The sequence below is a fragment of the Microbacterium sp. JZ101 genome (genome assembly GCF_053903175.1).
The window spans coordinates 2,444,067-2,468,569 of the sequence record NZ_CP096400.1 but is presented as its reverse complement, the minus strand read 5'-3'; the positions used below and the strand labels follow the sequence as shown (position 1 = coordinate 2,468,569).

Sequence of the window (24,503 nt, the reverse complement as noted above, 5' to 3'; positions counted from 1 at the left end):
GGCGGATTCTCCTGCGGCGGGCGGCGGGGATGGCGACGCGGGGCAGGCCCGACGGGGCAGCCGGGGCGCCGACACCCTGTGCACAGCCGCGTGCGCCGCCGCGGGTCCGTCCACAGCGCGGAGGAGTGGCGCTCGCCGGACGCTCCGCGGGGGCCAGGCTCTCCGCATGTCCCTGCGCGCACTCCTCTCCGCCCACGGCGGGTACCGCCACCGCCGCGATCTCCTCGAGTCGGGGTGGTCGCCCGATCGCCTGCGCCGTGCCGCCCGCGCCGAGGGCATCGCGCTGCTGCGTCGCTCCTGGCTCGTCCTTCCCGAGGCGCCGGCAGAGGTCCACGCCGCGGCGCGCCTCGGCGGGCGCATCACCTGCCGAAGCGCGCTCGAGCAGCACGGGCTCTGGTGCCCGCCTGGTTCGGCCGATGCGATCCACATCGCGCTCGCACCGAATGCGCGCGCCGGCGAACCCGGCGTGCGCGCGCACTGGGCGTCGCCCGTCGTCGCCGTCCCACCCCGGACCCTGCTCGATCCGATCGAGAACGTCCTTGCGTGCATCGCGGTGTGCGCGGACGGCGAAGCGGCGTTCGCCGTGTGGGAGTCGGCACTCGCGCGGACCCGGATCTCCGCCAACGCCATGGCGCGGACGAAGTGGGGCAGCGTCGCGGCCCGTGCGCTCGCCGCGGAGGCGGGAGTCCGATCCGACTCGGGCGTGGAGTCCCGGTTCGCGTACCGCTGCCGCCGCGCGGGCATCCCCTTCCGGCAGCAGGTGTGGCTCGCCGGTCGCCCCGTGGACGCCCTCATCGGCCGTCGGCTCGTCGTGCAGCTCGACGGCTTCGCCTTCCACAGCGACGCGCGTCAGCGGCGCGCCGATATCGCGCACGACCGGGCGCTCCGTCTCCTGGGCTTCACCGTCTTCCGCTTCGACTACTTCGAGGTGATGCACGACTGGGACCATGTCGAGTCTTCGCTGCGCTCGGCGATGGCGCAGGGACTGCACCTCTGACCGCTGCGAGGGAAGGAGATCCGCGTGAGCGCAGGACGATGCCCGCGCAGTGGTCCTGCTCTCGACGGATTCTCCTGCGCTCGCGCGGACGCCGAGGGGATGGCGGATGGCGCGGGCCCGGGGAGCGAGGCGATGTCGCTCCCGGCGATTTCCAGGGTCTCGCCCTAGCCTTGTCGGGTGCTGAACTCGTCCGAAACGCCCCTCGTCGGCGTCGTCATGGGCTCCGACTCCGACTGGCGCGTCATGGTCGACGCCTCGACCGCTCTCACCGAGCTCGGCATCCCGCACGAGGTCGAGGTGGTCTCGGCGCACCGCACGGTGGACAAGCTCATCCGCTACGGCCGCGAGGCGCGCGGCCGCGGACTCCAGGCGATCATCGCGGGAGCCGGCGGCGCGGCCCACCTGCCCGGCATGCTCGCGTCGGTCACGGCGCTTCCCGTGATCGGCGTCCCCGTGCAGCTGAAGACGCTCGACGGGCTCGACTCCCTCCTGTCGATCGTCCAGATGCCGGCGGGGATCCCCGTCGCCACCGTCTCGATCAACGGCGCCAAGAACGCCGGCCTCCTCGCCGCGCGCATCCTCGGCACCGCCGATGCCGCGATCGCCGACCGCATCGAGGAGTACGCCCGCGACCTCGAGCGCCAGGTCGAGGAGAAGAACGCACGTCTGAAGGGCTCTCTGTGACGGTTGCCGCCATGGCACGCACCCGGACGCCGCTGCGATCGAGCGCTCTCGTCGAGACGCGCCCGATGCGGCACCCCGACGCGGCCGACGCGGCGCTCATGACGCGCCGCGGATGGTGGCTCGTCCTGCTCGGCTGGGTCATCCCCGGGTCCGCGCAGGTGCTCGCCGGCAGCCGCCGACTGGGCCGCTTCGGCCTGGGGGCGACCCTCCTGTCCTGGGTGCTCGTCGCGGTCGGCGCGCTCGCGCTCCTGCTCTGGCGCGACGGCGCCATGACCATCCTCCTCAACCCGCTCGTGCTGCTCGCTCTCGCGGCGATCGTCGTCGCGTACGGCGTGCTCTGGATCGTCCTGTCGATCGACACGCTCCGGCTCGTCCGGCTCGTCCGGACGCAGAGCCCCGCGCGCTTCGGCATCGCGGCGCTCGCGATCCTGCTCATGGTCGTCACGGGCGGCACGGTGGCCTACGCCGCGCCGCGCCTCGTCGCGGCCTCCAACGCGCTCGGCTCGATCTTCGCCGCGAGCGCGCCGGTCGTGCCGCCGAGCGAGGGCTACTACAACATCCTCCTGCTCGGCGCGGACTCGGGCGACGGCCGCGACTCCATGCGGTTCGACAGCATCTCGGTCGTCTCCATCAACGCATCGACCGGCGCCGTGACGATCACCGGCATCCCGCGCGAGCTGGGCGCCGCGCCGTTCAGCGACGGCAGCCCCATGCAGGCGCTCTACCCGAACGGGTTCGAGGGGCACGCCGATCCGTCGTGCGGCTGGGACGACTGGATGAACCACATCCGCCAGGCCGCCGAGATCTGCCGCGAGGACCAGGGCGCCTCGCTCTACCCCGACGCCGAGCGCCACGGCTCGTCGCCGGGCGTGGAGGCCACGAAGGACGCGGCCGAGGGCGTGACCGGCCTCGAGATCCCGTACTACGCGTTCATCGACATGAACGGCTTCGCGGCGCTCGTCGACGCGCTCGGGGGCGTCGACATCGAGGTGTCGCAGCGCCTGCCGAAGGGCGGGGGGCCCGCGTACGAGGGCCAGCCGGCCGAGGACTGGGCGATCGGATGGATCGAGCCCGGCGCGCAGCACATGGACGGCGACACCGCGCAGTGGTACGCGCGCTCCCGCTACACGACGAGCGACTGGGACCGCATGCAGCGGCAGCGGCAGCTGCAGGAGGCGATCCTCGCGCAGTTCACGCCGGAGAACGTGCTCACGCGCTTCCAGGACGTCGCACGCGCCGGCACCGCGATCGTCGAGACCGACATCCCCCAGTCGCTCCTGCCGACCTTCCTCGACCTCGCGGTCGAGGCGAAGAGCCAGGCGGTGACCTCCGTCGAGCTGACGCCCGAGGGGCCGATCGCGGTCGACCAGGAGTCGCCCGACTTCGCGGCCATCCACGCCTACCTCAAGAGCGTCCTGCACCCCGAGGAGTCGTCGGGATGACGGTGCGGCTGCGAGTCGTCCTCGACCAGCTCGCGGCACCCACCGACCCCGATCTCTCCGCGGCCGCGCGCGACCTCGCGCGCATGCTCATCGAGTCGGCGCCCTCGGGTTGCGTCGTCGACGCGATCGCACCAGCCGGAGAGCCGCTGCGCCTGGACGGCATCTCGAGCGAGAAGCGCCTCGCTCTCGCGCGCCGGGAGCTCGTCGCGGCCTGGCGGATGGGCGTGGCCGCGGGCGCCGAGGGCGGCCTCATCCACGCGCCCACGCTCCTCGCGCCCCTCGTCCGGCATGACCGGGCGAAGGACCACGCGCAGACCGTCGTCACGCTGTGGGATCTGCGCGCGTGGGAGGCGCCGGGCGAGCTGCCCCGTGCGGCTGCCGCGCTCGAGCAGGCGCTCCTGAAGCGCGCGCAGAAGCACGCCGATGCGATCGTCGTGCCGACACACGCGATCGCCGAGCGCCTCGCCGAGCATGCCGCGTTCGGTCCGCGCGTCCGGGTCGTCGCCGGTGCGCCGCCCGAGGGCTTCTCGATCCCCAGCGACGTCGACGCGCGTCGCCGCGACCTCGCGCTGCCCGCCCGCTACATCGCGGCGTCCGGAGGAGCCGCGGCGTCCGACGGCCTCGCCCGCGCGCTCGCGGCCGCCCGCGCCGTCGACGCGGACGTCGTCGTCATCGACGTGCCGGAGGGGCAGGACGGCGCGGTTCGGGAGATCGCGGACGCCGTCGGCGCCGATCCGCAGCGCGTTCGGACGCACGGCTCGCTCGACCGGGGAGACCGCGCCGCGGTTCTCGCGCACGCCGCGGCGTTCGCGGCCGGGTCGACGCGGGCCGCGTGGCCCTGGCGCGTCGTCGAGGCGATGGCCCTCGGCACCCCCGTCGTGGCCGCCGACTGCGACGGACACCGCGAGGTCGTCCTCGACGGTGGCGCGGTCGTCGACGGCGCCGAGATGGGCGACGCGCTCGCGGCGGCGATCGACGACGAGCGGATGGCGCTGCGCGCGCGGGATCGGTCGCGCGCGTTCTCGTGGCACAGCGCGGCGGAGAAGGTCTGGCAGCTGCATGCCGAGCTCTGACGCCGCGCGCTCGGGGCTGGCCTCCAGGTTGCCCGCGGGTGCGGCGATAGGATCGCGTGTGGCTTTTTCCCGATTGACGAGGCAGGGCGCGCACCAGTGACGACGATCGATCTGTCGGAATACGACGTCCCCGGCCGAGGTCGCGGACTCGCGGATGTGTTCCGCTGGCGGTATCTGCTCCGCCTCCTCGTGCGCAAGGGCACGGCGACGCGCTACCGCAACTCGGTGCTCGGCTGGACGTGGTCGTACGTCAAGCCCGGCATCCAGTTCCTCATGTACTTCCTCGTCGTCGGCTTCATCTTCGACGGCAACCGGGGCATCACGAACTTCCCGATCTACCTCTTCGCCGGTCTCGTCGCCGTGAACTTCTTCAACGAGGCGTTCGGCAACGCGACGACGGCCATCGTGGACAACCGCGCCCTCGTGAAGAAGATCTACCTGCCGCGCGAGCTCTTCCCGATCTCCGCGATCATCGTGGCGTTCATCCACTTCCTGCCGCAGCTGGCCATCCTCCTCGTGGTCAGCCTCATCTACGGCTGGCTGCCCACGTTCGCGGGCCTCGGTGCGATGCTCCTCGGGATGGTGCTCATCGCCGCGCTCGCGCTCGGCCTCGGCCTTTTCTTCGCGGGCATCAACGTGCGCTACCGCGACGCGCAGAACTTCGTCGAGATCATCCGCATGGTCTCGACGTGGGCGTCGCCCGTGCTCTACGCGTGGACGCTCGTGGAGGAGAAGGCCACGGGCTGGATCCTCCACCTCTACATGTCGAACCCCGTGACCATCGCGGTCGAGCTGTTCCACTGGACGTTCTGGGAGCCCACCGTCCCGACGAACGCGGACGAACAGCCGCACGGGTTCCCCGAGCACTTCCTCGTGTACCTCGGGATCGCCGTCGCGCTGTGCGCGGTCATCCTCGTCATCGGCCAGCTGACGTTCCGCCGCTTCGAGCGCACCTTCGCCCAGGATCTGTGATGTCGAACACCCTCACCGTCACGTCGGCCACGAAGCCGGCGATCGTCATCGACCACGTGTCGAAGCTCTTCCTCAAGCGCAACACGCACTCCTTCAAGGAGGCGTTCATCGGCTGGATCCAGCGCAAGAAGGTCCGCAGCGACGTCTTCACGGCGCTCGACGACGTGAGCTTCCAGATCGGCGAAGGCGAGTCGGTCGCCGTCCTCGGCTTCAACGGATCCGGGAAGTCGACGACGCTCAAGCTCGTGTCGGGCGTGCTCGAACCCGACAAGGGACGCGTCTTCACGCGCGGCCGGGTCGCGGGCCTCATCGAGGTCGGCGCCGGCTTCCACCCCGAGCTCTCGGGGCGCGAGAACGTCTACCTCAACGCGGCCATCCTCGGCATGAAGCAGGACGAGATCGAGGCGCGCTTCGACGACATCGTCGCGTTCAGCGAGATCGGCGACTTCATCGACACCGAGGTGAAGCACTACTCCTCGGGCATGTTCATGCGCCTCGCCTTCGCGGTCGCGATCCACGTCGACCTCGACGTGCTCCTCGTGGACGAGGTGCTCTCGGTCGGCGACGCGCCGTTCCGCCAGAAGTGCTACGCGAAGATCGAGGAGCTCACGGCGAAGGGCGTCACGATGCTCGTCGTGAGCCACGACATGGGCACCGTGAAGCGCCTGTGCTCGCGCGGGATCTTCATCCACGAGCACAAGGTGCTCTTCGATGGCCCGATCGACGAGGCCGTCGAGCTCGTCCGCACGACGCCGCACTGATCGCGCGCGACGCCGTGCGGCCGGTCAGCGGGCGAGGCGGCGCCGCACCTTGTCGTAGCCGCGCTGGAGGACGTTGAGGCGGCCCACCTCGCGGCGCACCTCGTCGCGGATGCCGTTCTCGACCTCGACGAAGCGCCGGTCGATGAACTTCGTCAGGTAGAGCACGAGGCCGAGCCCGTGCTCGTCGACGTACGCGCGCAGCGCCTCATCGCGGATGAGCGCATCGTGCTTCTCATGATCCCCGCGCGACTCGATCACGCTGTTGCCCGCTGCGCCGTCGGCGCCGGTGCGCTGGTGCCAGTACGCGTACGGCTCGTCGGCGAGGTACTCGAGGGGACCGCGCGCGAGCACGCGCAGGTTGAAGTCCCAGTCGCCGACGACGGGGAGCCGGTCGTCGTACAGGCCCAGCTCCTCGTGGAGGCTGCGGCGGTACACGAAGCCGATCGGCACGTACCGGTTGAACAGGAGCGTGTCGGCGAGGGTCGGCACCGTGAGCTGCGGCTGGAACACCTCGCGGCGGACGGCGACGAGGCGGTCGCCCTGCTGCTCCTCCCACACGATCTCGATGCGGGACACCACGCCGCCGCGCTCGGGGTGGGCGTCGAGGTAGGCGGATGCCCGCTCGAGGAACTCGGGATGCCATGTGTCGTCGTCGTCGTGCAGGACGAGGAGCGGCGCAGAGGTCGCGAGGACCCCCGCGTTCGCGCTCACCCAGCGCCCGCGCGACGTCTCCGAGTGCACCGCGCGCACACGCGCGCGGTGCTCGTCGGGGAGCGCCGCGATGAGCGCGTCGACGACCGCGGGGTCGCCGCCGTCGTTGACGATCACGGCCTCCCACGCCGTCAGCGTCTGGCCCGTGATGCTCCGCAGCGCCCTGCGCAGGAAGTCGGGGCGGTCCTTGGTGCGGACGACGACGGCGACGCGGGGGGTCATGTCAGCGGCCCATGCCGTGGTAGGTCCAGCCGGCGTCGCGCCAGGTGGTGGGGGTGAGGATGTTGCGGCCGTCGATGATGACGGGGCGGGCGACCTTGTCGCGGGTGGTGTGGGGGTCGAGGTCGCGGAAGGCTCTCCATTCGGTGGCGATGACGACGGTCTCGGCGCCGGTGAGGGCGTCGTCGAGGGTGTCGGCGTAGGCGAGCTGGGGGTGGGCGCGGCGGGCGTTGGGGATCGCTTCGGGGTCGTAGGCGATGACGTCGGCGCCGAGGCCCTTGAGGCGGACGGCGACGTCGAGGGCGGGGGAGTCGCGGGTGTCGTCGCTGTCGGGCTTGAATGCGAGGCCGAGGACGGCGACGCGGTGGCCGTTGATGTGGTCGGGGAAGCTGTCCACGGCGAGGTCGACCACGCGCTGGCGGCGGCGGAGGTTGATCTCGTCGACGTGCTTGAGGAACGCGACGGATTCGCCCTTGCCGAGTTCCTCGGCGCGGGCGGTGAAGGCGCGGATGTCCTTGGGCAGGCAGCCGCCGCCGAATCCGACGCCGGCGTTGAGGAAGCGGCGTCCGATGCGGTTGTCGTGTCCGATCGCGTCGGCGAGCTGGGTGACGTCGGCGCCGACGGTCTCGGCGATCTCGGCCATCGCGTTGATGAAGCTGATCTTGGTGGCCAGGAAGCTGTTGGCGGCGACCTTGACGAGCTCGGCGGTGGCGTATCCGGTGACCAGGCGGGGGGTGCCCGCGGCGATCGCGGTGTGGTAGACGGCGTCGAGGGTGGCGGTGTCGTCGGCGCCGGTGGTGTCGGAGACGCCGTACACGAGCCGGTCGGGCTCGATGGTGTCCTTGACCGCGAAGCCCTCGCGGAGGAACTCGGGGTTCCAGGCCAGGTGCGCGCCGGTGGGGGCGATCAGCTCGGCCAGGCGGCTGGCGGTGCCGACCGGGACGGTCGACTTGCCCGCGACGAGGTCGCCGGGGCGCAGGTGCGGCAGGAGGGACTCGACGGACGCGTTGACGTAGGTCATGTCCGCGCCGGTGCCGTCGTGGCGCTGCGGGGTGCCCACGGCGATGAAGTGGACCTGCGCGCCCGCGGCGGCGGACATGTCGGTCGTGAACGACAGGCGACCCGATTCCAGCCCCTGGGTGAGGATCTCCCCGAGCCCGGGCTCGAAGAACGGCGTCTCGCCCGCGGCGAGCTTGGCGATCTTGGCCTCATCGACATCGATCCCGACGACCTCGTGCCCCAGCGACGCCATCGCCGCCGCATGCACCGCACCCAGATACCCGCAACCGATCACACTCAACTTCATGACGCCTGAAACCTCTCTGGCCGACTCGAACGCGCCGGGCCGGGGACCGGGCCGTGCGACGCAACCCGTCAATCCTCCCATGGACCCGCCCGGCCACCCTCGGAGCGACATGGACGCGGCCCGCGCGGCAGGCCCGGCGCCATCCGCCCCTTCTCAGAGCTTTCACATCTGTCACACTGTTCACATGCGTGCACCCTCTCGCACGTCGGCGCACGCGCGCGGACGTCTCGCTCTGTCGACCCTCGCGGTCGTCTCGCTCCTCGCGGGCGTCATCTCCGCTGCGAGCCCGGCCCTCGCCGTGGCGCCCGACCCGGATGACGAGCCCGTCATCTCGGCGACGACGGCCCCCGGCGTGCTGCCGAGCGCGCCGCCGCTCCCGTCCGCGACGCCGAGTGCGTCGCCGACCCCGAGTGCCGCACCCACGCCGAGCGCGTCGCCGACCCCCAGGGCGACGCCGACGCCCTCGCCCACCCCCGGCGCGCTCACCGACGAGGAGATGGACCGCGTCGCGCAGGACACGACGCTCGACGCCGCGGTCGTCGAGGAGGGCGCGGAGCTGCGCGCGAGCGCGGTGAGCCTGGTCGGGTTCGACCCGGGCAACATCATCAGCGACGCCGTGTTCTACGACAGCGGGTCGATGAGCGCCGCCCAGATCCAGGACTTCCTGAAGCGCAAGGTGCCGACCTGCCAGTCGGGGTACACCTGCCTCAAGGACTTCCGCGCGAGCACGACGTCGCGCAAGGCCGACGCGTACTGCACGAAGCCCTATCAGGGCGCCTCGAGCGAGTCCGCCGCGACGATCATCGCGAAGGTCGCGCAGGCGTGCGGCATCAGCCCCAAGGTGCTCCTCGTGATGCTGCAGAAGGAGCAGGGACTCGTCACGCACACGTGGCCGAGCTCGTGGCGGTACACGATCGCGATGGGCATGGCCTGCCCCGACACCTCGGCCTGCGACACCCGCTACTACGGCTTCCAGAACCAGGTCTACGGCGCGGCACGGCAGTACCAGATCTACGCGAAGTCCAGCTGGTTCGACTGGTTCCCGGTCGGGAAGGTGTCGCAGGTCCGGTATCACCCGAACGCGTCGTGCGGCTCGGGACCGGTCACGATCCGGAACAAGGCCACGGCGAGCCTCTACTACTACACGCCGTATCAGCCCAACGCCGCGGCGCTGCGTGCCGGGTACGGCACGGGCGACGCGTGCTCCGCCTACGGGAACCGGAACTTCTACAACTACTTCACCGACTGGTTCGGGGCGACGCGCGGGCCGACGTCGGGTCTCATCCGGACGCCGAACGGAGACATCTTCCTCCTCAACGGCGCGAGCAAGGTCCACGTCACGAGAGAGCTGCTCTCGGCATACGAGGCCGCCTTCGGCTCGTGGCGCTCGGTCTCGGCGGACGAGGCGGCGCGATACCCGACGAAGGGCACGTCCTCGCGCTTCATCCGCAACGCGTCGACCGGCGACATCTCGCTCCTGCAGGGCGGCCAGCGCCACCGCTTCACGACCTGCACGCAGGTCTGGCAGTGGGGCGGCAGGTGCGGCACGGAGCTCGCCCTCACGGCCGGCACGTACACGGCGGTCAAGCAGGGCGCGACGATGACGAACGTCGCGCGCCGCACGTGGAGCGGCACGACGCTCCACCTCATCAGCGGCTCGAAGCTGCACCCGCTCTACGACGCCGCCGCCGCGGCGGCACTCGCGGGATCGTCGAAGCCGTTCGCGGCCGTCATGCCGCCGTCGGGCCTCTCGCGCTACACGATCGGCGAGGTCCGGTTCGCGCCCGGCTCGTGGGTCAAGCGGACCTCGTCCGCCCGGGTGTACCTCGCGACCTCCGACCGCCGCCTCGTGTACCTCCCGAGCTGGGGCTTCGCCGACGAGTACGGCCTCGGTCGCGGCGTCGACGCGCACGTCCCGGGCGCGACGCTCACGGGGTACGCCGACAAGGGGAGCCTGAGCCTCTTCGCCCGCTGCGGCGGCACGACGTACTTCGCCGCCGGCGGCAGGCTGCGTGCCGTGACCACGACGGCGGGCTTCGCGGTGACGACCCTCGACACGGCGACGTGCCGCGTGCTCGATCTCTCCGGCGGGCGCGTGCCCGGCCGCATCTTCGTGAAGTCGGCCACGAGCGATCGCGTCTATGTGCTCGACGGCGGGCGCCTGCGCCATGTGACGTCGGTCGCGGCCGTGCGGCGCCTCAACGGGGGAGCGTGGCCGACCATCCTCACCCTCACGGCGCAGACCGTGGACTTCCTGCCGAAGGGCTCGGCGGTCCGCTGATGCGCGCGGATAGGATCGGGTGGTGACTGAGCGCCCGGTCCTGTCCGTCGTGATCCCCACGCACGATGTCGCCCCGTGGATCCGCGAGACGCTCGAGACGGTCCTCGCCCAGCGCGTCGCGGGCATGGAGGTCCTCGTCGTCGACGACGCCTCGACGGATGGCACGGCCGACATCGTCGCGGAGGTCGCGGAGCGCGACAGTCGGGTGCGGCTCATCCCGTCGGCCGGTCGGGGCGGCGGCACGGCGCGCAACACGGGGATGGATGCGGCCCGAGGGCGGTTCCTCGTCTTCTGCGACGGCGACGACCTCGTGCCCGACGGCGCCTATGTCGCCCTCGTCGACAGCCTCGCCCGCAGCGGCTCGGATATCGCGTTCGGCGACTACCTCAAGTTCCGTCCCGCCGACACGTGGCGGCCGACCGACGTGATGCCGGCGTTCGAGCGTCCCGCGCGCGGCACGACCCTGCGCGACGAGCCCACGCTGCTCTTCAGCCGCCCCTGCTGGAACAAGGCCTTCGCGCTCGACTGGCTGCGCGGCACGGGCATCCGCTTCCCCGACGTCCCGCGGTCCAACGACATCGTGCCGATGGTCAGCGCCTACCTGCGCGCGCGCCGGGTCGACGTCGTCTCCGACGTCGTCTATCTCTACCGCGAGCGGCCGGGCGGCAGCTCGATGTCGGCGCGCGCCGACTCGGCGGCGTCGCTGCTCAGCTATCTGGACCAGGAGCTCGCCTGCGCGCGCCTCGTCGCCGACGCGGGTGACGAGCGGCTCTCGACGGTGTACGCGGATCTCGTGCGCGAGCGGGACGGGTTCGTGCACGTCGCGCGCTGGGCGGCGCGCGACGCCGCAGACGGAGCGGACGATGAGCGTGTGCGCGACGCGCTGCGGGAGCTTCTCGAGGCGACGCCGCCGTTCGCCGGCGACCCGCTCCGCGCGCTCGTGCTGCGGATGGCCGCGGCAGGCGGGCGCGCCGCCATCCGTCCGCTCGCACGATGGATGACGGGGCTCGGCCCGCAGCCCGTCGCGGACTGGCACGCGGCACTGGACGCCCTGGACGGCGTCGCGGCGCTGTCTCCCGAGGAGCGCGAGGCGCTCATCACGCCGCTCACCTCGTCGCTGCGGTCGGATGACGAGGACGTCGATGCCTGGCACCGGCTCGTCGAGGCGGTGCGCCGCGTGCTCGGCGAGCGCGCCCTCATGCTCGTCCCCGAGGCGCGCGTCGTCGAGCGCGACCTCGGGCGGGCGCTCGCGGCACGCCGTGAGCTCGACGGACGGGTCACGCACGTCGCGCGCATCGGAGGATCGCTCGTCGTGGAGGGGCGCAGCGCCCGCGGACAGGACGCGTGCGTTCCCGTGCTCCACGACGGGGAGTTCGCGGGCCGCCCGCCTGTCCCCGCCGCGGAGACGACGTGGCGCGCGGACGTCCGCGGCGGGTGGCGATGGCGCGCGGTGTTCCCGGCGGGCGCGCTGCCGCTGCACCGACCCCTCACCCCGGCGCTTCTCGTCGCCCGGGAGGGCGTCGCGGTGGCCGTCGCGGGGGAGGGGGAGCTGCCCGCGTACGACCCGCGGGATCCGTTCCTCTACGCGCGCGTCGACGGCGTGACCGTCGTGCGGCGCCGGCGGCACTGGGCGCCGCGGGCGGTCCGGCGAGCGCTCATCGTGGCGCGAGAGCGGGCGAGGGCGCTGCGCTGAGCTCGTCGAGCAGACGGCGGTAGGCGCTCGCCGTGCGCCACGGCGAGATCCCGGCCGTGAAGCGCGCGAAGTCGCGCTCGCCGACGCCCGCGAACAGGTCGCGGTCGCGGAGCAGCTCGGCGATGGATGCCGCCGGCCGCGCGGTGTCGAAGAACGCCACCCAGCGCTCGTCCCCGAACTGCTCGCGCAGGTGCGGCTCATCCGGCAGCACGACCGGCACCCGGAAGGTGGCGGCGAGGTGCACGCTGCCCGAGTTGAGGATCGCGCGGTACGGGAACACCGCGACGTCGGCAGCGCGGAACCAGCGCGCGAGATCCCCGTCGGGCACGAAGGAGAACTGCGTGTGCGCGCGGAGCGCGTCGGGAAGGAGCGCGGCGACCTCCTCCTCCGACTGCTCCTTGACGACGCCCGCGAGGAGGAGGACGATGTCGTCGCCCGCGGCGGTCGCGGCCTCGACGAGCGCGTCGACGCCCTTGTAGGGCCGGATCTGCCCGAGGAAGAGCACCGCGCGATCGCGCTCCGCGAGGCCGAACGACGCCCGCGCGGCGGTGCGGTCGACGCCCGCGTCATAGATGCCCTCGTAGCTGGGATGAGGGATGACGCGGATCCGGGCCGGATCGAGCGCGACGACGTCGGCGACGACCGCTGCCGTGTCGGGCGCCATCACGTGCACGACGTCGGCGAGGTCGGCGAGGCCCCGGTAGAGCGCGATCTCGGCGTCCCGGAAGCGCAGCTCGTGGGGCAGTCGGTTGTGCAGCGTCCAGACGATCCGCACACCACGGCGGCGGGCGTCGCGGAGCGCCGCGAGGAGGCGGCGCAGACGGTCGCGGGCGTCGGCCTCGTCGGCGGCCTCCTGCACGAGCGGGGTCGTCCAGTGCACGTGCACGACGCCGCCCCGGGGCAGGGCCGGCAGGGCGTGCAGCAGCTCGGCATGCGTCGTCGCGCCCCGGAAGCGGTAGCCGGCAGCACGGGCCGCCAGCTCGAGGAGGTTGAGGTAGGGGTTCTCCGGCCACGTGGGGAACACGAGCACGGTTCCGGCGTTCTTCATCGACTCCTCCTCGGGGTGGGCGACGGCTCGACGCCGATCGCCGCGCTCACACGCTCGGCGAGATAGCCGCCGAGCGTCGTGCTGAACGACCCCGTGATGTGGTGGAGGTCGCGGTACACGAGCACGCCTCCCAGCATCATGGGGCACGCGTCGGCCGTGCAGTACGCGTCGGACAGATCCACGAGCGGCGCGTCGAGAGACGCCGCGGTCGCGCGGAGCGGATCGCTCTCGAGCGCCGCGTCGGCGCGCGGGATCGCGCAGGTCGCCTCGGTGAGCACATCCGCGGTGGCCACGCAGTCCTGGGCGGCTGCGGGCACACGCGGGTTGTCGGCGAGCACGACCACGCGCGTCCCCGCCTCCTGCGCCGACCGCCACGCCTCGGCGTAGCGGTCGGCGACCGCGGCCTGCGCGGCCGCGTCGCGCTCGGCGGAGTTGACCGCGGTGACGAGCAGCACGTCGTACGCCCCGTCGGCGAGACGGCTCTCGAGCCGTGCGTTCCGCTCGGCGCACGCGGCGCTCGCGGGCTCCTGCCAGACGCAGCCCCGCCCCACGAACGTCTCGACGCGCCATCCGCGCTCGTCGGCGACCTCCCGCAGGGCGGGGATGAGCATCGCGGCATGCGAGTCCCCGTGCAGCGCCACCCGGACCGCGCCGGGCGCCTCGGAGCCGAACGTGCACGACACCGGCTCCCCGCCTGCGCCGGGGTCGAAGTCGTAGCAGTCGAAGGCGCCGGCCGTGTCGTCGCGGAGGCCGGCCAGGGCGGGCACGACATCCGCGATCGGATGCCGGTCGTCCGCGCGGCCGGCGCAGCCCGGCTCGAGGAGGGCTGCCGCACCGCGGCACTGGGCGGGATCTCGCAGGCTCGCCTCGGCCTGTGCGCGCTGCTCGGCTGCCGCCGTCGCTCCGTGCCACATCGGCAGGGCGGCGACGGCCACGACCACCGCCATCCCGACTGCGGTGAGGGCGAGGATCCGGGAGGGCCGGGCCGCGCGGGGGCGCGCGCCGAAGCGGATCGGATCCTCCACGAGCCGCTTCGACGCCGCGGCGAGCACGAAGGTCGTCGCGAGCAGCAGCAGGTTCTCAGGGAGGTCGGGCGCACGGCCGAGCACGTGCGGCGCGATCACCACGAGGGGCCAATGCCAGAGATACACGCCGTACGACTGATCGCCCACCCACTGCACGGGGCGCCATGCGACGAGTCGCTCGAACGCGTGCGCGGGCGCGGTCGGCCCGATCGCGATGAGGAGCGCGGTCGCCGCGGTCGGCACGAGCGCCCAGGGGCCGGGGAAAGCCGTCGCGGCGTCGAACACGAGCATCGCCATCACCAGCGCGGCGACCGCGGCGACCCAGATGGCCAGGCGGACGGATGCCCTCAGGGCGAGTGGGGGCAGGAGCGCGACGATCGCGCCCAGCGCGAACTCCCACAGGCGACTCGCGGTCGAGAAGTAGCCGTACGGATAGCTCGCGCCCGTGAGCCACACGCTCACCGCGAAGCCGACGACCGCGACCGCCACGGCGCCGACGACGAGCACCCGTCGCCCCCGCAGGCGGCGCGCGGTGGCGGCGAGGACGAGCAGGGGCCACAGGAGGTAGAACTGCTCCTCGACGGCGAGCGACCAGTAGTGCTGGGCGATCGGCGGAGCCGCGTCGTGCGCGAGGTAGTCGACCCCGTCGGCCGCGAGCTGCCAGTTCACGGCATACAGCGCGCTCGCGACGATCGAGCGCAGGTCGTGGGCCTGCTGGGGCGCGGGCGTCCACACGAGCACGAGCACGACGCTCGCGAGCAGCACGAGCAGGCTCGCGGGCAGCAGGCGGCGGGCGCGGGCGGCCCAGAACGCTCCCAGTCTCAGCGTCCCGCGCTCGCGTGCGCGGACGAGCTGGCCCGTGATGAGGAAGCCGGAGATCACGAAGAAGACGTCGACGCCCGCGTAGCCGCCCGGCAGGGCTCGCGGCCAGATGTGGAACAGGACGACGCCGAGCACCGCGAGGGCGCGGAGGGCCTGGATATCGGCGCGCGCGGGGGTGCGCGTGGTCACTGCGGGGTGAGGTAGGCGGTGAGGCGGTCGGTGTGGTCGGCGGGGGTGTAGCCGGTGGCGGTGATCTTGGCGAGGTCGAGGACGCTGTTGCGGGGGCGGGGGGCGATGGGGCCGGTCGCGGTGGCGTAGTAGGCGTCGGTGGTGACGGGGGTGATGCGGGCGGGGTCGTGGCCGGTGAGGGTGAAGACGCTCTGGGCGATCTGGGCCCAGGTGGCGGGCTGTCCGCTGCCGGTGAGGTTGTAGGTGCCGTAGGGGGCGCGGGTGGTGAGGAGGTGGTGGATGCCGGCGGCGAGGTCGTCGGTGAAGGTGAGGCGTCCGGTCTGGTCGGCGACGACGGAGGGGTCGATGCCGCGTTCGGCGAGGGAGGCCATGGTGGTGACGAAGTTGCGGCCGTCGCCGATGACCCAGCTGGTGCGGATGAGGTAGTGGCGGGGGACGGTCTGCACGATCGCGTCGCCGGCGGCCTTGGTCTGCCCGTAGACGCCGAGGGGCGAGAGGGGGGCGTCCTCGGGGTAGGGGGCGTCGGATGTGCCGTCGAAGACGTAGTCGCTGGAGATGTGGACGAGGGTGCAGCGGTGCTCGGTCGCGATGCGGGCGAGCGCAGCGACGCCGGTGGCGTTCGCGGCCCAGGCCTGGGTGCGGCCCTCGGGGGTCTCGGCGTGGTCGACGGCGGTGTGGGCGGCGGCGTTGACGATGACGTCGTAGTCGCGCCAGGGTCGTGCGGTGTCGAGGTCGGGGGAGGCGAGGTCGAGGTCGGCGCGGGTGGCGTACTCGATGTCGGGGCGGTCGCCGAGGAGGGCGCGCAGGGCGCGGCCGAGCTGGCCGTTCGCGCCGAGCACGAGGGTCTTGCGGGGCGGGATCGGGGTGACGTCGGCCAGGCGCGGGTGGGTGCGGTCCTTGTCGCTGATCTCGACGTCGGAGAGCGGGATGGGCCAGTCGATCGCGACGGTCTCGTCGGCGAGATTGAGGAAGGAGTAGGCCGCGTCGGGGGACCAGTGGTCGTTGACGAGGTAGACGTAGGCGGTGTCGGGCTCGAGGGTCTGGTAGCTGTTGCCGACGCCGCGGGGCACGAAGATCGCCTTCGACGGGTCGAGCTCGGCGGTGAACACGGCCCCGAAGGTGGGGCCCTCGCGCAGGTCGACCCAGGCGCCGAAGATGCGCCCGGTCGCGACGGAGACGTACTTGTCCCACGGTTCGGCGTGGATGCCGCGGGTGGTGCCGGGCTTGTCGTTGAAGGAGATGTTGTTCTGCACGGGCCCGAAGTCGGGCAGCCCGAGCGCGGTCATCTTCTCCCGCTGCCAGTTCTCCTTGAACCAGCCGCGGGCGTCGCCGTGGACGGGCAGGTCGAGCACGACGAGCCCCGGGATCGGGGTGTCGGTGACGGCGAGGGTCTTGCCGAACGTCGTCACTGCCGGTCACTGTCCTTTCGAGGCGTAGAAGGCTTCGACGTGGTCTTTGGCGGGTGCCCACCAGGTCTCGTTCTCGCGGTACCAGTCGATGGTCGCGGCGAGTCCTGCTTCGAAGTCCTGGTAGCGGGGGGTCCAGCCGAGTTCGGTGCGGAGCTTGGTGGAGTCGATCGCGTAGCGCAGGTCGTGGCCGGGGCGGTCGGCGACGTGGTCGTAGGCGTCTCGGGGTTGGCCCATGAGGGTGAGGATGAGCTCGACGACGTCCTTGTTGTTCTTCTCGCCGTCGGCGCCGATGAGGTAGGTCTGCCCGATCTGGCCGTGCTCGAGGATCGTGAGCACGGCGGAGGAGTGGTCGTCGGCGTGGATCCAGTCGCGCACGTTCTGCCCGGCGCCGTAGAGCTTGGGGCGGATGCCGCGGATGATGTTCGTGATCTGGCGGGGGATGAACTTCTCCACGTGCTGGTAGGGGCCGTAGTTGTTGGAGCAGTTCGAGATGGTCGCGGCGATCCCGAACGAGCGCACCCACGCGCGCACGAGCAGGTCGGAGCCGGCCTTCGTCGACGAGTACGGGGAGGAGGGGTTGTAGGGGGTGGTCTCGGTGAACCGGGCCGGGTCGTCGAGCTCGAGGTCGCCGTAGACCTCGTCGGTGGAGATGTGGTGGAAGCGGGTGCCGTGGCGGCGGGCGGCTTCCAGGAGCGTGTAGGTGCCGACGATGTTGGTGTCCAGGAACGGGCGGGGGTCGTTGAGGGAGTTGTCGTTGTGGGACTCCGCGGCGTAGTGCACGACCGCGTCGGCGCGGGCGAACAGGGAGTCGACGAGGTCCGCGTCGGCGATGTCGCCCACGACGAGCTCGACGCGGTCCTCGGGCAGCCCGGCCAGGGAGGCGGGGTTGCCGGCGTAGGTGAGCTTGTCCAGCACGATCACCCGGTGGTCGGTGTGCGCGATGACGTGGTGGACGAAGTTCGATCCGATGAAACCGGCCCCGCCGGTGACGACAAGAGTGCCCACGATGCTCACTTACCCCGTTCCAGGACCTCGAGGAGGTACGCCCCGTACCCCGACTTCACCAGCTTCTGCGCCCGCTGACGCAGGTCGTCGTCGGACAGGAACCCCTGCCGCCACCCGATCTCCTCCGGAGACCCGATCTTCAACCCGGTGCGCCGCTCGATCGTCCGGACGTAGTCTCCCGCGTCGGCCATCTGATCGAACGTGCCGGTGTCCAGCCACGCGGTCCCGCGCGGCAGCACCTCCACCCGCAGCTTCCCCTGTCGCAGGTACGCGGCGTTCACGTCCGTGATCTCCAGCTCCCCCCGCGGGGAGGGCCGAAGCCCGCGGGCGATGTCGACGACGTCGTTGTCGTAGAAGTACAGGCCGGGGATGGCGTAGTTCGACTTCGGGTGCGCGGGCTTCTCCTCCAGCGACACCGCCCGCCCCGTCCCGTCGAACTCGACCACCCCGTACGCCGACGGCTCCGCGACCCAGTACGCGAACACCGCCGCCCCGTCCACGTCCGCGAACCGCTTCAGCTGCGTGCCCAGCCCCGGCCCGTACAGCAGGTTGTCGCCCAGCACGAGGGCGACCTTGTCATCGCCGATGAAATCCGCCCCGATCGTGAACGCCTGCGCCAGCCCATCCGGCGACGGCTGCACCGCGAACGAGATCGACACCCCGAACTGCGACCCATCCCCCAGCAGACGCTCGAACGAGGCCGCATCATGCGGCGTCGTGATCACCAGGATCTCCCGGATCCCCGCCAGCATCAGCGTCGACAGCGGGTAGTACACCATCGGCTTGTCATACACCGGCACCAGCTGCTTCGACGTGCCCAACGTCACCGGATGCAGACGCGTCCCCGACCCACCCGCCAGAATGATGCCCTTCACACAGCCCATCGTGACACAGGAGACCCCGTGACCCCTGGCGGACGCCGTCGCCCGCACCGCCCACCGACGCCCGAGTTGTCGCGATTGAAACGTTCCATTACGATGGAAAACGCTTACCCACGATCGGGTCGGCGAGTCAGTGCGGACAGGAGAGTGACGGCATGAGCGCAGCGAAGCAGGCCGAAGCCGACAGCGGGATCGTTCGGGAGCCGAAGAAGGCGGCCCTCAGCGCATGGGTGGGCAGCGCCCTCGAGTACTACGACTTCGCGCTCTACTCGCAGGCCGCGGCGCTCGTCTTCCCGGTCGTGTTCTTCCCGACCGGCGACCCGACGGTGGGCATCATCTCGTCCCTCGCGACCTACGCGGTCGGCTACGTCGCGCGCCCTGTCGGCGCCGTGCTGCTGGGCGCCTGGGGCGACCGGCGCGGGCGCAAGAACGTCCTCATCCTCGCGATGCTGCTCATGGGCTTCTCGACCCTGCTCGTCGGCCTCCTCCCGACGTACGCGCAGGTGGGCGTCCTCGCGCCGATCCTCCTCGTCATCCTGCGCCTCGTGCAGGGATTCGCCGTCGCGGGAGAGCTGGGCGGCGCCGGGGCGATGGTCGTCGAGCACTCGCCCGACGCGCGACGGGGCTTCTTCACGAGCTTCACGCTGCAGGGCACCCAGATCGGCTCCATCCTCGCCACCGGTGTGATGCTCCCGCTCGCGGCCGTGCTCAGCGAGGAGGACTTCGCCGCGTGGGGATGGCGCATCCCGTTCCTCCTCAGCGCCGTCGTCATCATCGCGGGATACCTCATCCGCCGCGGCGTGCACGAGACGCCCGTCTTCTCCGCGGAGAGCGCCGTCGAGGTCCGTCGCCGGTTCCCCGTCGTGGAGCTCCTGCGCTCGTACCCGTGGGTCATGATCCGCTGCATCCTCATGACGTTCACGAACGTGATCGGGATGGCCACGCTCGTCTTCGGCGTGTCGTATGCGACGCAGGAGGGGTACGGGATCGGGTTCTCGACGAGCGACTTCCTCTGGGTCACGCTCGTGGCCAATCTCACCGCCGCCCTCACCATCCCGATCTTCGGCGGCCTGTCCGACCGGTTCGGACGCCGTGGCTTCATGGTCGCGGGCGGGCTCGGCGGAGGCCTCCTCACGGTCGCGTACCTGTGGGCCGTGGAGCAGCGCAGCCTCGTGCTCGTGTTCGTCTTCGTCGTCATCGTGCAGAGCATCTTCTTCCAGATGTGGAACGCGACCTTCGCGACCTTCTTCCAGGAGCAGTTCCCCGCGCGCATCCGCGTGACCGGCTTCGCCGTGTCGCAGAACATCGGGCTCATGCTGGCGGCGTTCTTCCCGTCGCTGTTCACGGCGATCGCCCCTCCTGGGACGGAGAACGTGCCGCTCACGATCGGCGCCGTGACGTTCGCCATCTGCGCGGTGTCGGCGCTCGCGACGCTCCTCACCCGCGAGACCCGCGGCCGCTCGCTCGAGGAGCTCGAGGGCCCTGCGCGCTGATCGCGGGGTCCGCCCGGCCGCTCGCACTACCATCGAGTCTGGCCCGCCGCGCGGCGGGGCGAGCAGCGGAGGACAGATGACGGCGGACGGCACGAATCGGGCACGGCGGCGCGCGCAGCGGGTGGGCTGGCCCCTTCTCACCGTCCTGGCGACCCTCGCTCTCGCGGCCGCACGGCTCCTCGTGACCCCGCGGTTCTACTTCTCCGACGACACCGAGCGCGGCTCGGCGGGGCAGTGGTGGCAGCTCGGCGACCAGCTCCTGCAGGGGCGCCTGCCGATGCTCGACCCATCGGCCTGGCAGGCCGGCAACTACTGGGCCGAAGGCCAGTGGGGCCTCCTCAACCCCATGACGTGGCTCATCGCCGTCACGGCGCGGCTCAGCGAGAGTCCGGTCGCGCACGCGACCGGCGTGAAGCTCGCGTTCCTCGTCGTGCTCGCCCTGGGCGTCTACCTGCTCGCGCGCCAGTTCGGCGCGCACCGTCCGTGGGCGGCGCTCGCGGGCGTGCTCGTGCCGTCGTCCGGCTTCGTCGTCTACATGGACGCCGCGTCCTGGTCGACCGACCTCATCAACGTCGCGCTGTTCCCGTGGGTGTGGTGGGCGCTGCGGCGCACGGTCGAGCACCGCCGCTCGCCGCTGCCGTACCTCGTCGCGAGCTACCTGCTCATCACGGTCGGCTACGTGTTCGGCGTCATGATGCTCGTCGTCGTGCTCGTCGAGTCGCTCGTGCGCCATGCGGTGCGCCGCGACGGCCCCCGAGTGCTGCGGACCCTGCTCGCCTCGGCGTGGGGCGCGCTGCTCACGATCGTCGTGTACCTGCCCGCTGTCCTCACCGCGCCCGTGACGGAGCGCGGGAACGCGCCGTTCGAGAACCTCGGGTTCCTCAACGCCGATCTCACGGACCTCGCGTCGGCGGGGAGTCCCTGGGTGAGCGCGACCATCCGCTCCTGGTTCGGCGACATCACGCCCGGTCCGCTCGTCTACATCGCGTGGGTGCTCCTGCTCTTCCCGCTCGCGCTGCCGCTCGCGCGCTCGGCCGTGCGGCGCGCCATCCCGCTCTTCGTGCTCGGCGGCCTCGTGCTCGCGCTCGTGCTGGGGCCGAGCCACATGGGGCCGATCCGCTGGCCGCTGCGTCTCATCCCGTATCTCGCGATCGTGCTCATCGTGCTCTTCGCGGTGGGGATCTCGCGCCGCTTCCCCGCGGGGGCGACGCGCCGCGCCTTCTGGCTCTCGGCGCTCGTCATCGCCGTGACCTCGGTCCTGACCTGGGGAAACGGGCCGTACGCGTGGAAGGCCATCGGAGCCGCCGCGCTCGTCTCCCTCGCGGCGCTCGTCGCGCTGCGATGGGTCGCGCGCTCGCCCCGCGTGCGACGGCGCACGACCGTCGCGGTGGTCGCGGCGATGATCGTGACGGCCGTCTTCGCCGCGGGGCAGATGCGCTTCCTGCCCGAGTCGCCGCTGCCGAGCCGCAGCGCGCCCGACAGCGCGACGGCCCTGCAGGCCGTCCTCCCGGACGCGCACGGCGACGCGATCGTCGTCGGCGACGCGGAGGACGGATGGCAGGACCGCGACAGCTGGTCGGAGCGGCTGCTCGCCAACCTCTGGTACTTCAGCCCGACGGAGGTGAGCAGCCTCTACACCGTCCTGCCGTTCGAGACGTTCGGCGACGACCTCTGCATCGACCTGCGCGGGCAGACCTGCGAGGACGCCCTCGAGACGCTGTGGTCGGTCGACGAGGAGACGGGCCTGCGCGTGGCCGACCTCATGAGCGTGAGCACGATCGTCGCGATGAAGGACACGTACCCCGAGCAGCCGGAGGCGCCCGAGGGATGGACGCTCGCAGCTGACGGCGAGTACACCTGGCTCTTCGAGCGCGATGAGGCGCTGCCGAGCGCGGGCGGCGTCGTGTGGACGGCTCCCGACACGCGCGTCACGGTGACCGCGCAGGACGACACGTCGGTGTCCTTCGAGGTCGACGAGGCCGGCGAGGACGGGCGCGTGGTGCTGAGCCGTCTGCCGTACCCGGGCTACGCCGTCGCGGGCGCGGCGGAGGCAGAGCCGCTGCGGGGCTGGCTTCTCACAGTCGACGCGACGGACGTGGCGCCCGGCGAGACGGTGACCGTGTCGTTCCGCCCGCCCGCGTGGCCGCTGCTCATGGGCGCCTACGGCCTCGCGATGGCGATCGGCCTCGGCTGGCTCATCGGGCGCGGGGCGGCGCGCCTCCGTCAGCGCGCGGGCGGGGGCCCGGCCTCGGCGACCGCGAAGGCGTAGAGCGGGCGGCCCTGCACCTCGACGTAGATGCGGCCGAGGTAGCTGCCGAGCACCCCCAGCATGAGCATCTGCACGCCGCCGAGGAGGAACATCCCGGCCGCGAGGTAGGTCCAGCCCTCGATGACCGACTCCGGGTTCACGAGACGCGCGATGACGAGGTAGATCGTCCACAGGAGCGCGAGGACGGCCATCGCGCCGCCCACGCGGCTGATGAGCTTGAGGGGCGCGGTCGAGAAGCCGAAGATGCCGTCGCCCGCGAGCTTGAGCATCTTCCGGAGGGGATAGCCGGTCTCGCCCGCGTGCCGCGCGTCGCGGTCGAAGAGGACGGCCTCCTGGCGGAACCCGATCGATGCGACGAGCCCCCGGATGAACCGGTTGCGCTCGGGGTGCTTGCGCAGCTCCTCGACGACCCGGCGGTCCATGAGGCGGAAGTCGCCCGTGTCGCGGGGGATGTCCACGCTCGAGAGCTTGCTCAGCAGCCAGTAGAAGCCGTGCGCCGTCGTGCGCTTGAAGAGGCCGTCGTCGCGCGTGCGCCGCTGCGCGTAGGCGACGTCGACGCCGTGCTCCCACCGCTCGATGAGCTCGAGGCTGACCTCGGGAGGGTCCTGCAGGTCGCTGTCCATGACGATCACGGCGTCGGCGTCGGCGACGTCGAGGCCCGCCGTCACGGCGATCTGGTGGCCGTAGTTGCGCGCGAGCGCGTACACGGAGACGCGAGGGTCCTGCGCGCGCAGTCCGCGCAGCAGCTCGAGCGACCGGTCGCGGCTGCCGTCGTCGACGAAGACGAACTCGACGTCGTAGCGGTCGCCGAGCGGCGCCGTGGCCGAGACGAGGCGCTCGTACAGGAGGGGGATGTTCCCCTCCTCGTTGTAGATCGGCAGCACGTAGGCGATGCGCCGGCGCACGGTCATCCCATCCTCCTCTTGAGGACACGGTACGAGATGCGCCGGGCCTGGGCCATGAGACCGGCGCGGATGTCGCCCATGCGCCGATCCGCCTCGGTCACGATGTCGGGGTGCTCGGCGCGCAGCCAGGCGTGGAAGGCGCGCGCCTCCGCGGTCTGCTCGTCGACGAGCGCGACCGACCACTGCGTGTCGCTCATCCGGAACGTCGCGCCCACCTCGGTGTCGGGCGTGAACCCGCCGCCGACGAGCACGCGGGCGTAGCTCGCGAGGTCGATCAGATAGGAGAAGCGGCCGTGCCATCCGCCGGCGGCCGCGAACGCCTCCCGGCGCATCATGACGGAGGCGGGCTCGCCGAGGAGGTTGCGGCCTGCGCGCACGGTGCGGCGGAGCGCCTCGCCGCCCGACATGGGCCGGCCGAGCCCCGTGAGGCCCCATCCGGCCATGAGCACCTTGCCCTCGGCATCGATGATGTCGCGCTTGCAGGCGGTGAGGACGGCGCCCGACCGCTCGAGCAGCCGCGCCTGGCGTGCGAGCACGCCGGGCCGCAGGACGTCGTCGCCGCACACGAGCTTGAGGTAGGCGCCGGTCGCGGCGTCCGTCACGCGGTTCCAGTTGCGCGCGGCGCCGCCGCCGGCCTCCGTGCGCAGCAGGGTCACGCGCGGGTCGGCGGCGAAGCCCTGCATGACATCCCATGTGTCGTCCGACGACGCGTGGTCGGCGACGACGAGCTCGAGCCCGTCGACCTGCTGGTCGAGCACGGATCGCATCGTCTCGCCGAGCGTGCGGCCGTTGTTGTACGCGGGGATGACCACGCTGATGCGCGGAGCGGTCACGCGTCCTCCTTCTTGCGGTGGAACGAGAAGCGGCTGTGCCCGAACCAGCTGGCGAACGCGATCACGACCGTGAACAGGAGCTGCGCGACGATCTCATGCCAGCCGAGCCAGAGCTTGAGCGGCGGCACGACGACGAAGTTGAGGATGAACGTCCCGAGGTACACGAGCTGGAACCGGGCGAAGTCGAGCCACACGTGGCCGCGCACCCGGAAGACGAGCTTCCGGTAGAAGACGAACGCGCTGAGCGTGCTCATGATCTGCGCGCACAGGATGACCGCGAAGACCGTCCAGGCGGCGCCCGGCCATCCGGCCTCGAACAGACGGGAGAAGAGCACGAACCACGCGAAGCCGATCGCGGTGTTGACGGCCCCGACGAACAGGAAGGCGACGCGACGGTCGCGGAAGAGGCGCAGCAGCGGGCCATCCGGCCCGCTCATCCCGGCGATGGCCTCGGTCTCGGCGGGGGATTCTTCGTTGCTCATGTG

20 protein-coding genes are annotated in these 24,503 nt (G+C 71.8%); 10 read left to right on the top strand and 10 right to left on the bottom strand.

All coding sequences use genetic code 11. The annotated features are described in order from the left end of the window. Positions 1-166: 166 nt before the first annotated feature. The 6 genes from M1D56_RS11440 to M1D56_RS11415 all read left to right on the top strand — a co-directional run bounded on the left by M1D56_RS11440 (position 167) and on the right by M1D56_RS11415 (position 5,929). A complete protein-coding gene (locus M1D56_RS11440; RefSeq protein ID WP_456283644.1) occupies positions 167-997 on the top strand; it encodes an endonuclease domain-containing protein in 831 nt (276 codons plus the stop codon). Between the two features lie 216 nt (positions 998-1,213). Further along, a complete protein-coding gene (gene purE / locus M1D56_RS11435; RefSeq protein ID WP_282979736.1) occupies positions 1,214-1,681 on the top strand; it encodes a 5-(carboxyamino)imidazole ribonucleotide mutase in 468 nt (155 codons plus the stop codon). 11 nt (positions 1,682-1,692) lie between these two features. Continuing rightward, positions 1,693-3,123, top strand: coding sequence for an LCP family protein (locus M1D56_RS11430; protein WP_456283643.1), 1,431 nt, complete (start codon positions 1,693-1,695; stop codon positions 3,121-3,123). After that, positions 3,120-4,196, top strand: a complete 1,077-nt coding sequence (locus M1D56_RS11425; RefSeq protein WP_324014248.1) for a glycosyltransferase — start codon at positions 3,120-3,122, stop codon at positions 4,194-4,196. The genes M1D56_RS11430 and M1D56_RS11425 overlap by 4 nt, the downstream gene beginning before the upstream one ends. 96 nt (positions 4,197-4,292) lie before the next feature. After that, entirely contained in the window at positions 4,293-5,168 is an 876-nt protein-coding gene (locus M1D56_RS11420; protein ID WP_271173827.1) for an ABC transporter permease, read from the top strand. Then, positions 5,168-5,929 (top strand): ABC transporter ATP-binding protein, encoded by a 762-nt coding sequence (locus tag M1D56_RS11415; protein ID WP_271173826.1) that lies wholly within the window; start codon positions 5,168-5,170, stop codon positions 5,927-5,929. The genes M1D56_RS11420 and M1D56_RS11415 overlap by 1 nt, the downstream gene beginning before the upstream one ends. A gap of 24 nt (positions 5,930-5,953) precedes the next feature. On the opposite strand, the gene M1D56_RS11410 is transcribed toward M1D56_RS11415, so the two are convergent. Both M1D56_RS11410 and M1D56_RS11405 read right to left on the bottom strand, forming a co-directional pair. Then, complete coding sequence (locus tag M1D56_RS11410) at positions 5,954-6,862, bottom strand: glycosyltransferase family 2 protein (protein ID WP_324014250.1); 909 nt, start codon at positions 6,860-6,862, stop codon at positions 5,954-5,956. Position 6,863: 1 nt separating this feature from the next. Further along, the gene (locus M1D56_RS11405; protein ID WP_456283642.1) at positions 6,864-8,165 is read right to left on the bottom strand and encodes a UDP-glucose dehydrogenase family protein; all 1,302 of its coding nucleotides are present in this window, start codon (positions 8,163-8,165) and stop codon (positions 6,864-6,866) included. Positions 8,166-8,349: 184 nt separating this feature from the next. Between M1D56_RS11405 and M1D56_RS11400 the strand changes: the two genes are divergently transcribed. Next, positions 8,350-10,446: a hypothetical protein gene (locus M1D56_RS11400; protein ID WP_456283641.1), complete on the top strand. Its 2,097-nt coding sequence runs from the start codon at positions 8,350-8,352 to the stop codon at positions 10,444-10,446. A gap of 22 nt (positions 10,447-10,468) precedes the next feature. Then, positions 10,469-12,139 (top strand): glycosyltransferase, encoded by a 1,671-nt coding sequence (locus tag M1D56_RS11395; RefSeq protein WP_456283640.1) that lies wholly within the window; start codon positions 10,469-10,471, stop codon positions 12,137-12,139. Here M1D56_RS11395 and M1D56_RS11390 read toward each other — a convergent pair. The 5 genes from M1D56_RS11390 to rfbA are packed head-to-tail and all read right to left on the bottom strand — an operon-like array spanning position 12,102 to position 18,512. Next, positions 12,102-13,187 carry a glycosyltransferase gene (locus tag M1D56_RS11390; protein WP_456283639.1) on the bottom strand — a complete coding sequence of 362 codons (1,086 nt, stop codon included), beginning with the start codon at positions 13,185-13,187 and terminating at the stop codon, positions 12,102-12,104. The genes M1D56_RS11395 and M1D56_RS11390 overlap by 38 nt on opposite strands. Beyond that, positions 13,184-15,223: an acyltransferase family protein gene (locus M1D56_RS11385; protein WP_456283638.1), complete on the bottom strand. Its 2,040-nt coding sequence runs from the start codon at positions 15,221-15,223 to the stop codon at positions 13,184-13,186. Before M1D56_RS11385 ends, M1D56_RS11390 begins: the two co-directional genes overlap by 4 nt. Next, positions 15,220-16,632 carry a bifunctional dTDP-4-dehydrorhamnose 3,5-epimerase family protein/NAD(P)-dependent oxidoreductase gene (locus tag M1D56_RS11380; RefSeq protein WP_324014255.1) on the bottom strand — a complete coding sequence of 471 codons (1,413 nt, stop codon included), beginning with the start codon at positions 16,630-16,632 and terminating at the stop codon, positions 15,220-15,222. Before M1D56_RS11380 ends, M1D56_RS11385 begins: the two co-directional genes overlap by 4 nt. A gap of 6 nt (positions 16,633-16,638) precedes the next feature. Continuing rightward, positions 16,639-17,637 (bottom strand): dTDP-glucose 4,6-dehydratase, encoded by a 999-nt coding sequence (gene rfbB, locus M1D56_RS11375; RefSeq protein WP_324014256.1) that lies wholly within the window; start codon positions 17,635-17,637, stop codon positions 16,639-16,641. A gap of 5 nt (positions 17,638-17,642) precedes the next feature. After that, entirely contained in the window at positions 17,643-18,512 is an 870-nt protein-coding gene (gene rfbA, locus M1D56_RS11370) for a glucose-1-phosphate thymidylyltransferase RfbA (RefSeq protein ID WP_456283637.1), read from the bottom strand. Positions 18,513-18,673: 161 nt separating this feature from the next. Between rfbA and M1D56_RS11365 the strand changes: the two genes are divergently transcribed. Further along, on the top strand, positions 18,674-20,011 hold the full coding sequence (locus M1D56_RS11365; protein ID WP_271172851.1) for an MFS transporter: 1,338 nt from the start codon (positions 18,674-18,676) through the stop codon (positions 20,009-20,011). A 76-nt stretch (positions 20,012-20,087) separates the two neighbouring features. Beyond that, the gene (locus tag M1D56_RS11360) at positions 20,088-22,280 is read left to right on the top strand and encodes a hypothetical protein (RefSeq protein WP_456283636.1); all 2,193 of its coding nucleotides are present in this window, start codon (positions 20,088-20,090) and stop codon (positions 22,278-22,280) included. Here M1D56_RS11360 and M1D56_RS11355 read toward each other — a convergent pair. Genes M1D56_RS11355 through M1D56_RS11345 form a run of 3 tightly spaced genes read right to left on the bottom strand, consistent with a single transcriptional unit; the run spans position 22,235 to position 24,500 of the window. Then, on the bottom strand, positions 22,235-23,191 hold the full coding sequence (locus tag M1D56_RS11355) for a glycosyltransferase family 2 protein (RefSeq protein WP_271172849.1): 957 nt from the start codon (positions 23,189-23,191) through the stop codon (positions 22,235-22,237). The two genes, M1D56_RS11360 and M1D56_RS11355, sit on opposite strands and share 46 nt — an antisense overlap. Then, positions 23,188-24,018, bottom strand: coding sequence for a glycosyltransferase family 2 protein (locus M1D56_RS11350; protein ID WP_456283635.1), 831 nt, complete (start codon positions 24,016-24,018; stop codon positions 23,188-23,190). The genes M1D56_RS11355 and M1D56_RS11350 overlap by 4 nt, the downstream gene beginning before the upstream one ends. Beyond that, complete coding sequence (locus tag M1D56_RS11345; RefSeq protein ID WP_271172847.1) at positions 24,015-24,500, bottom strand: GtrA family protein; 486 nt, start codon at positions 24,498-24,500, stop codon at positions 24,015-24,017. Before M1D56_RS11345 ends, M1D56_RS11350 begins: the two co-directional genes overlap by 4 nt. Positions 24,501-24,503 lie beyond the last annotated feature (3 nt).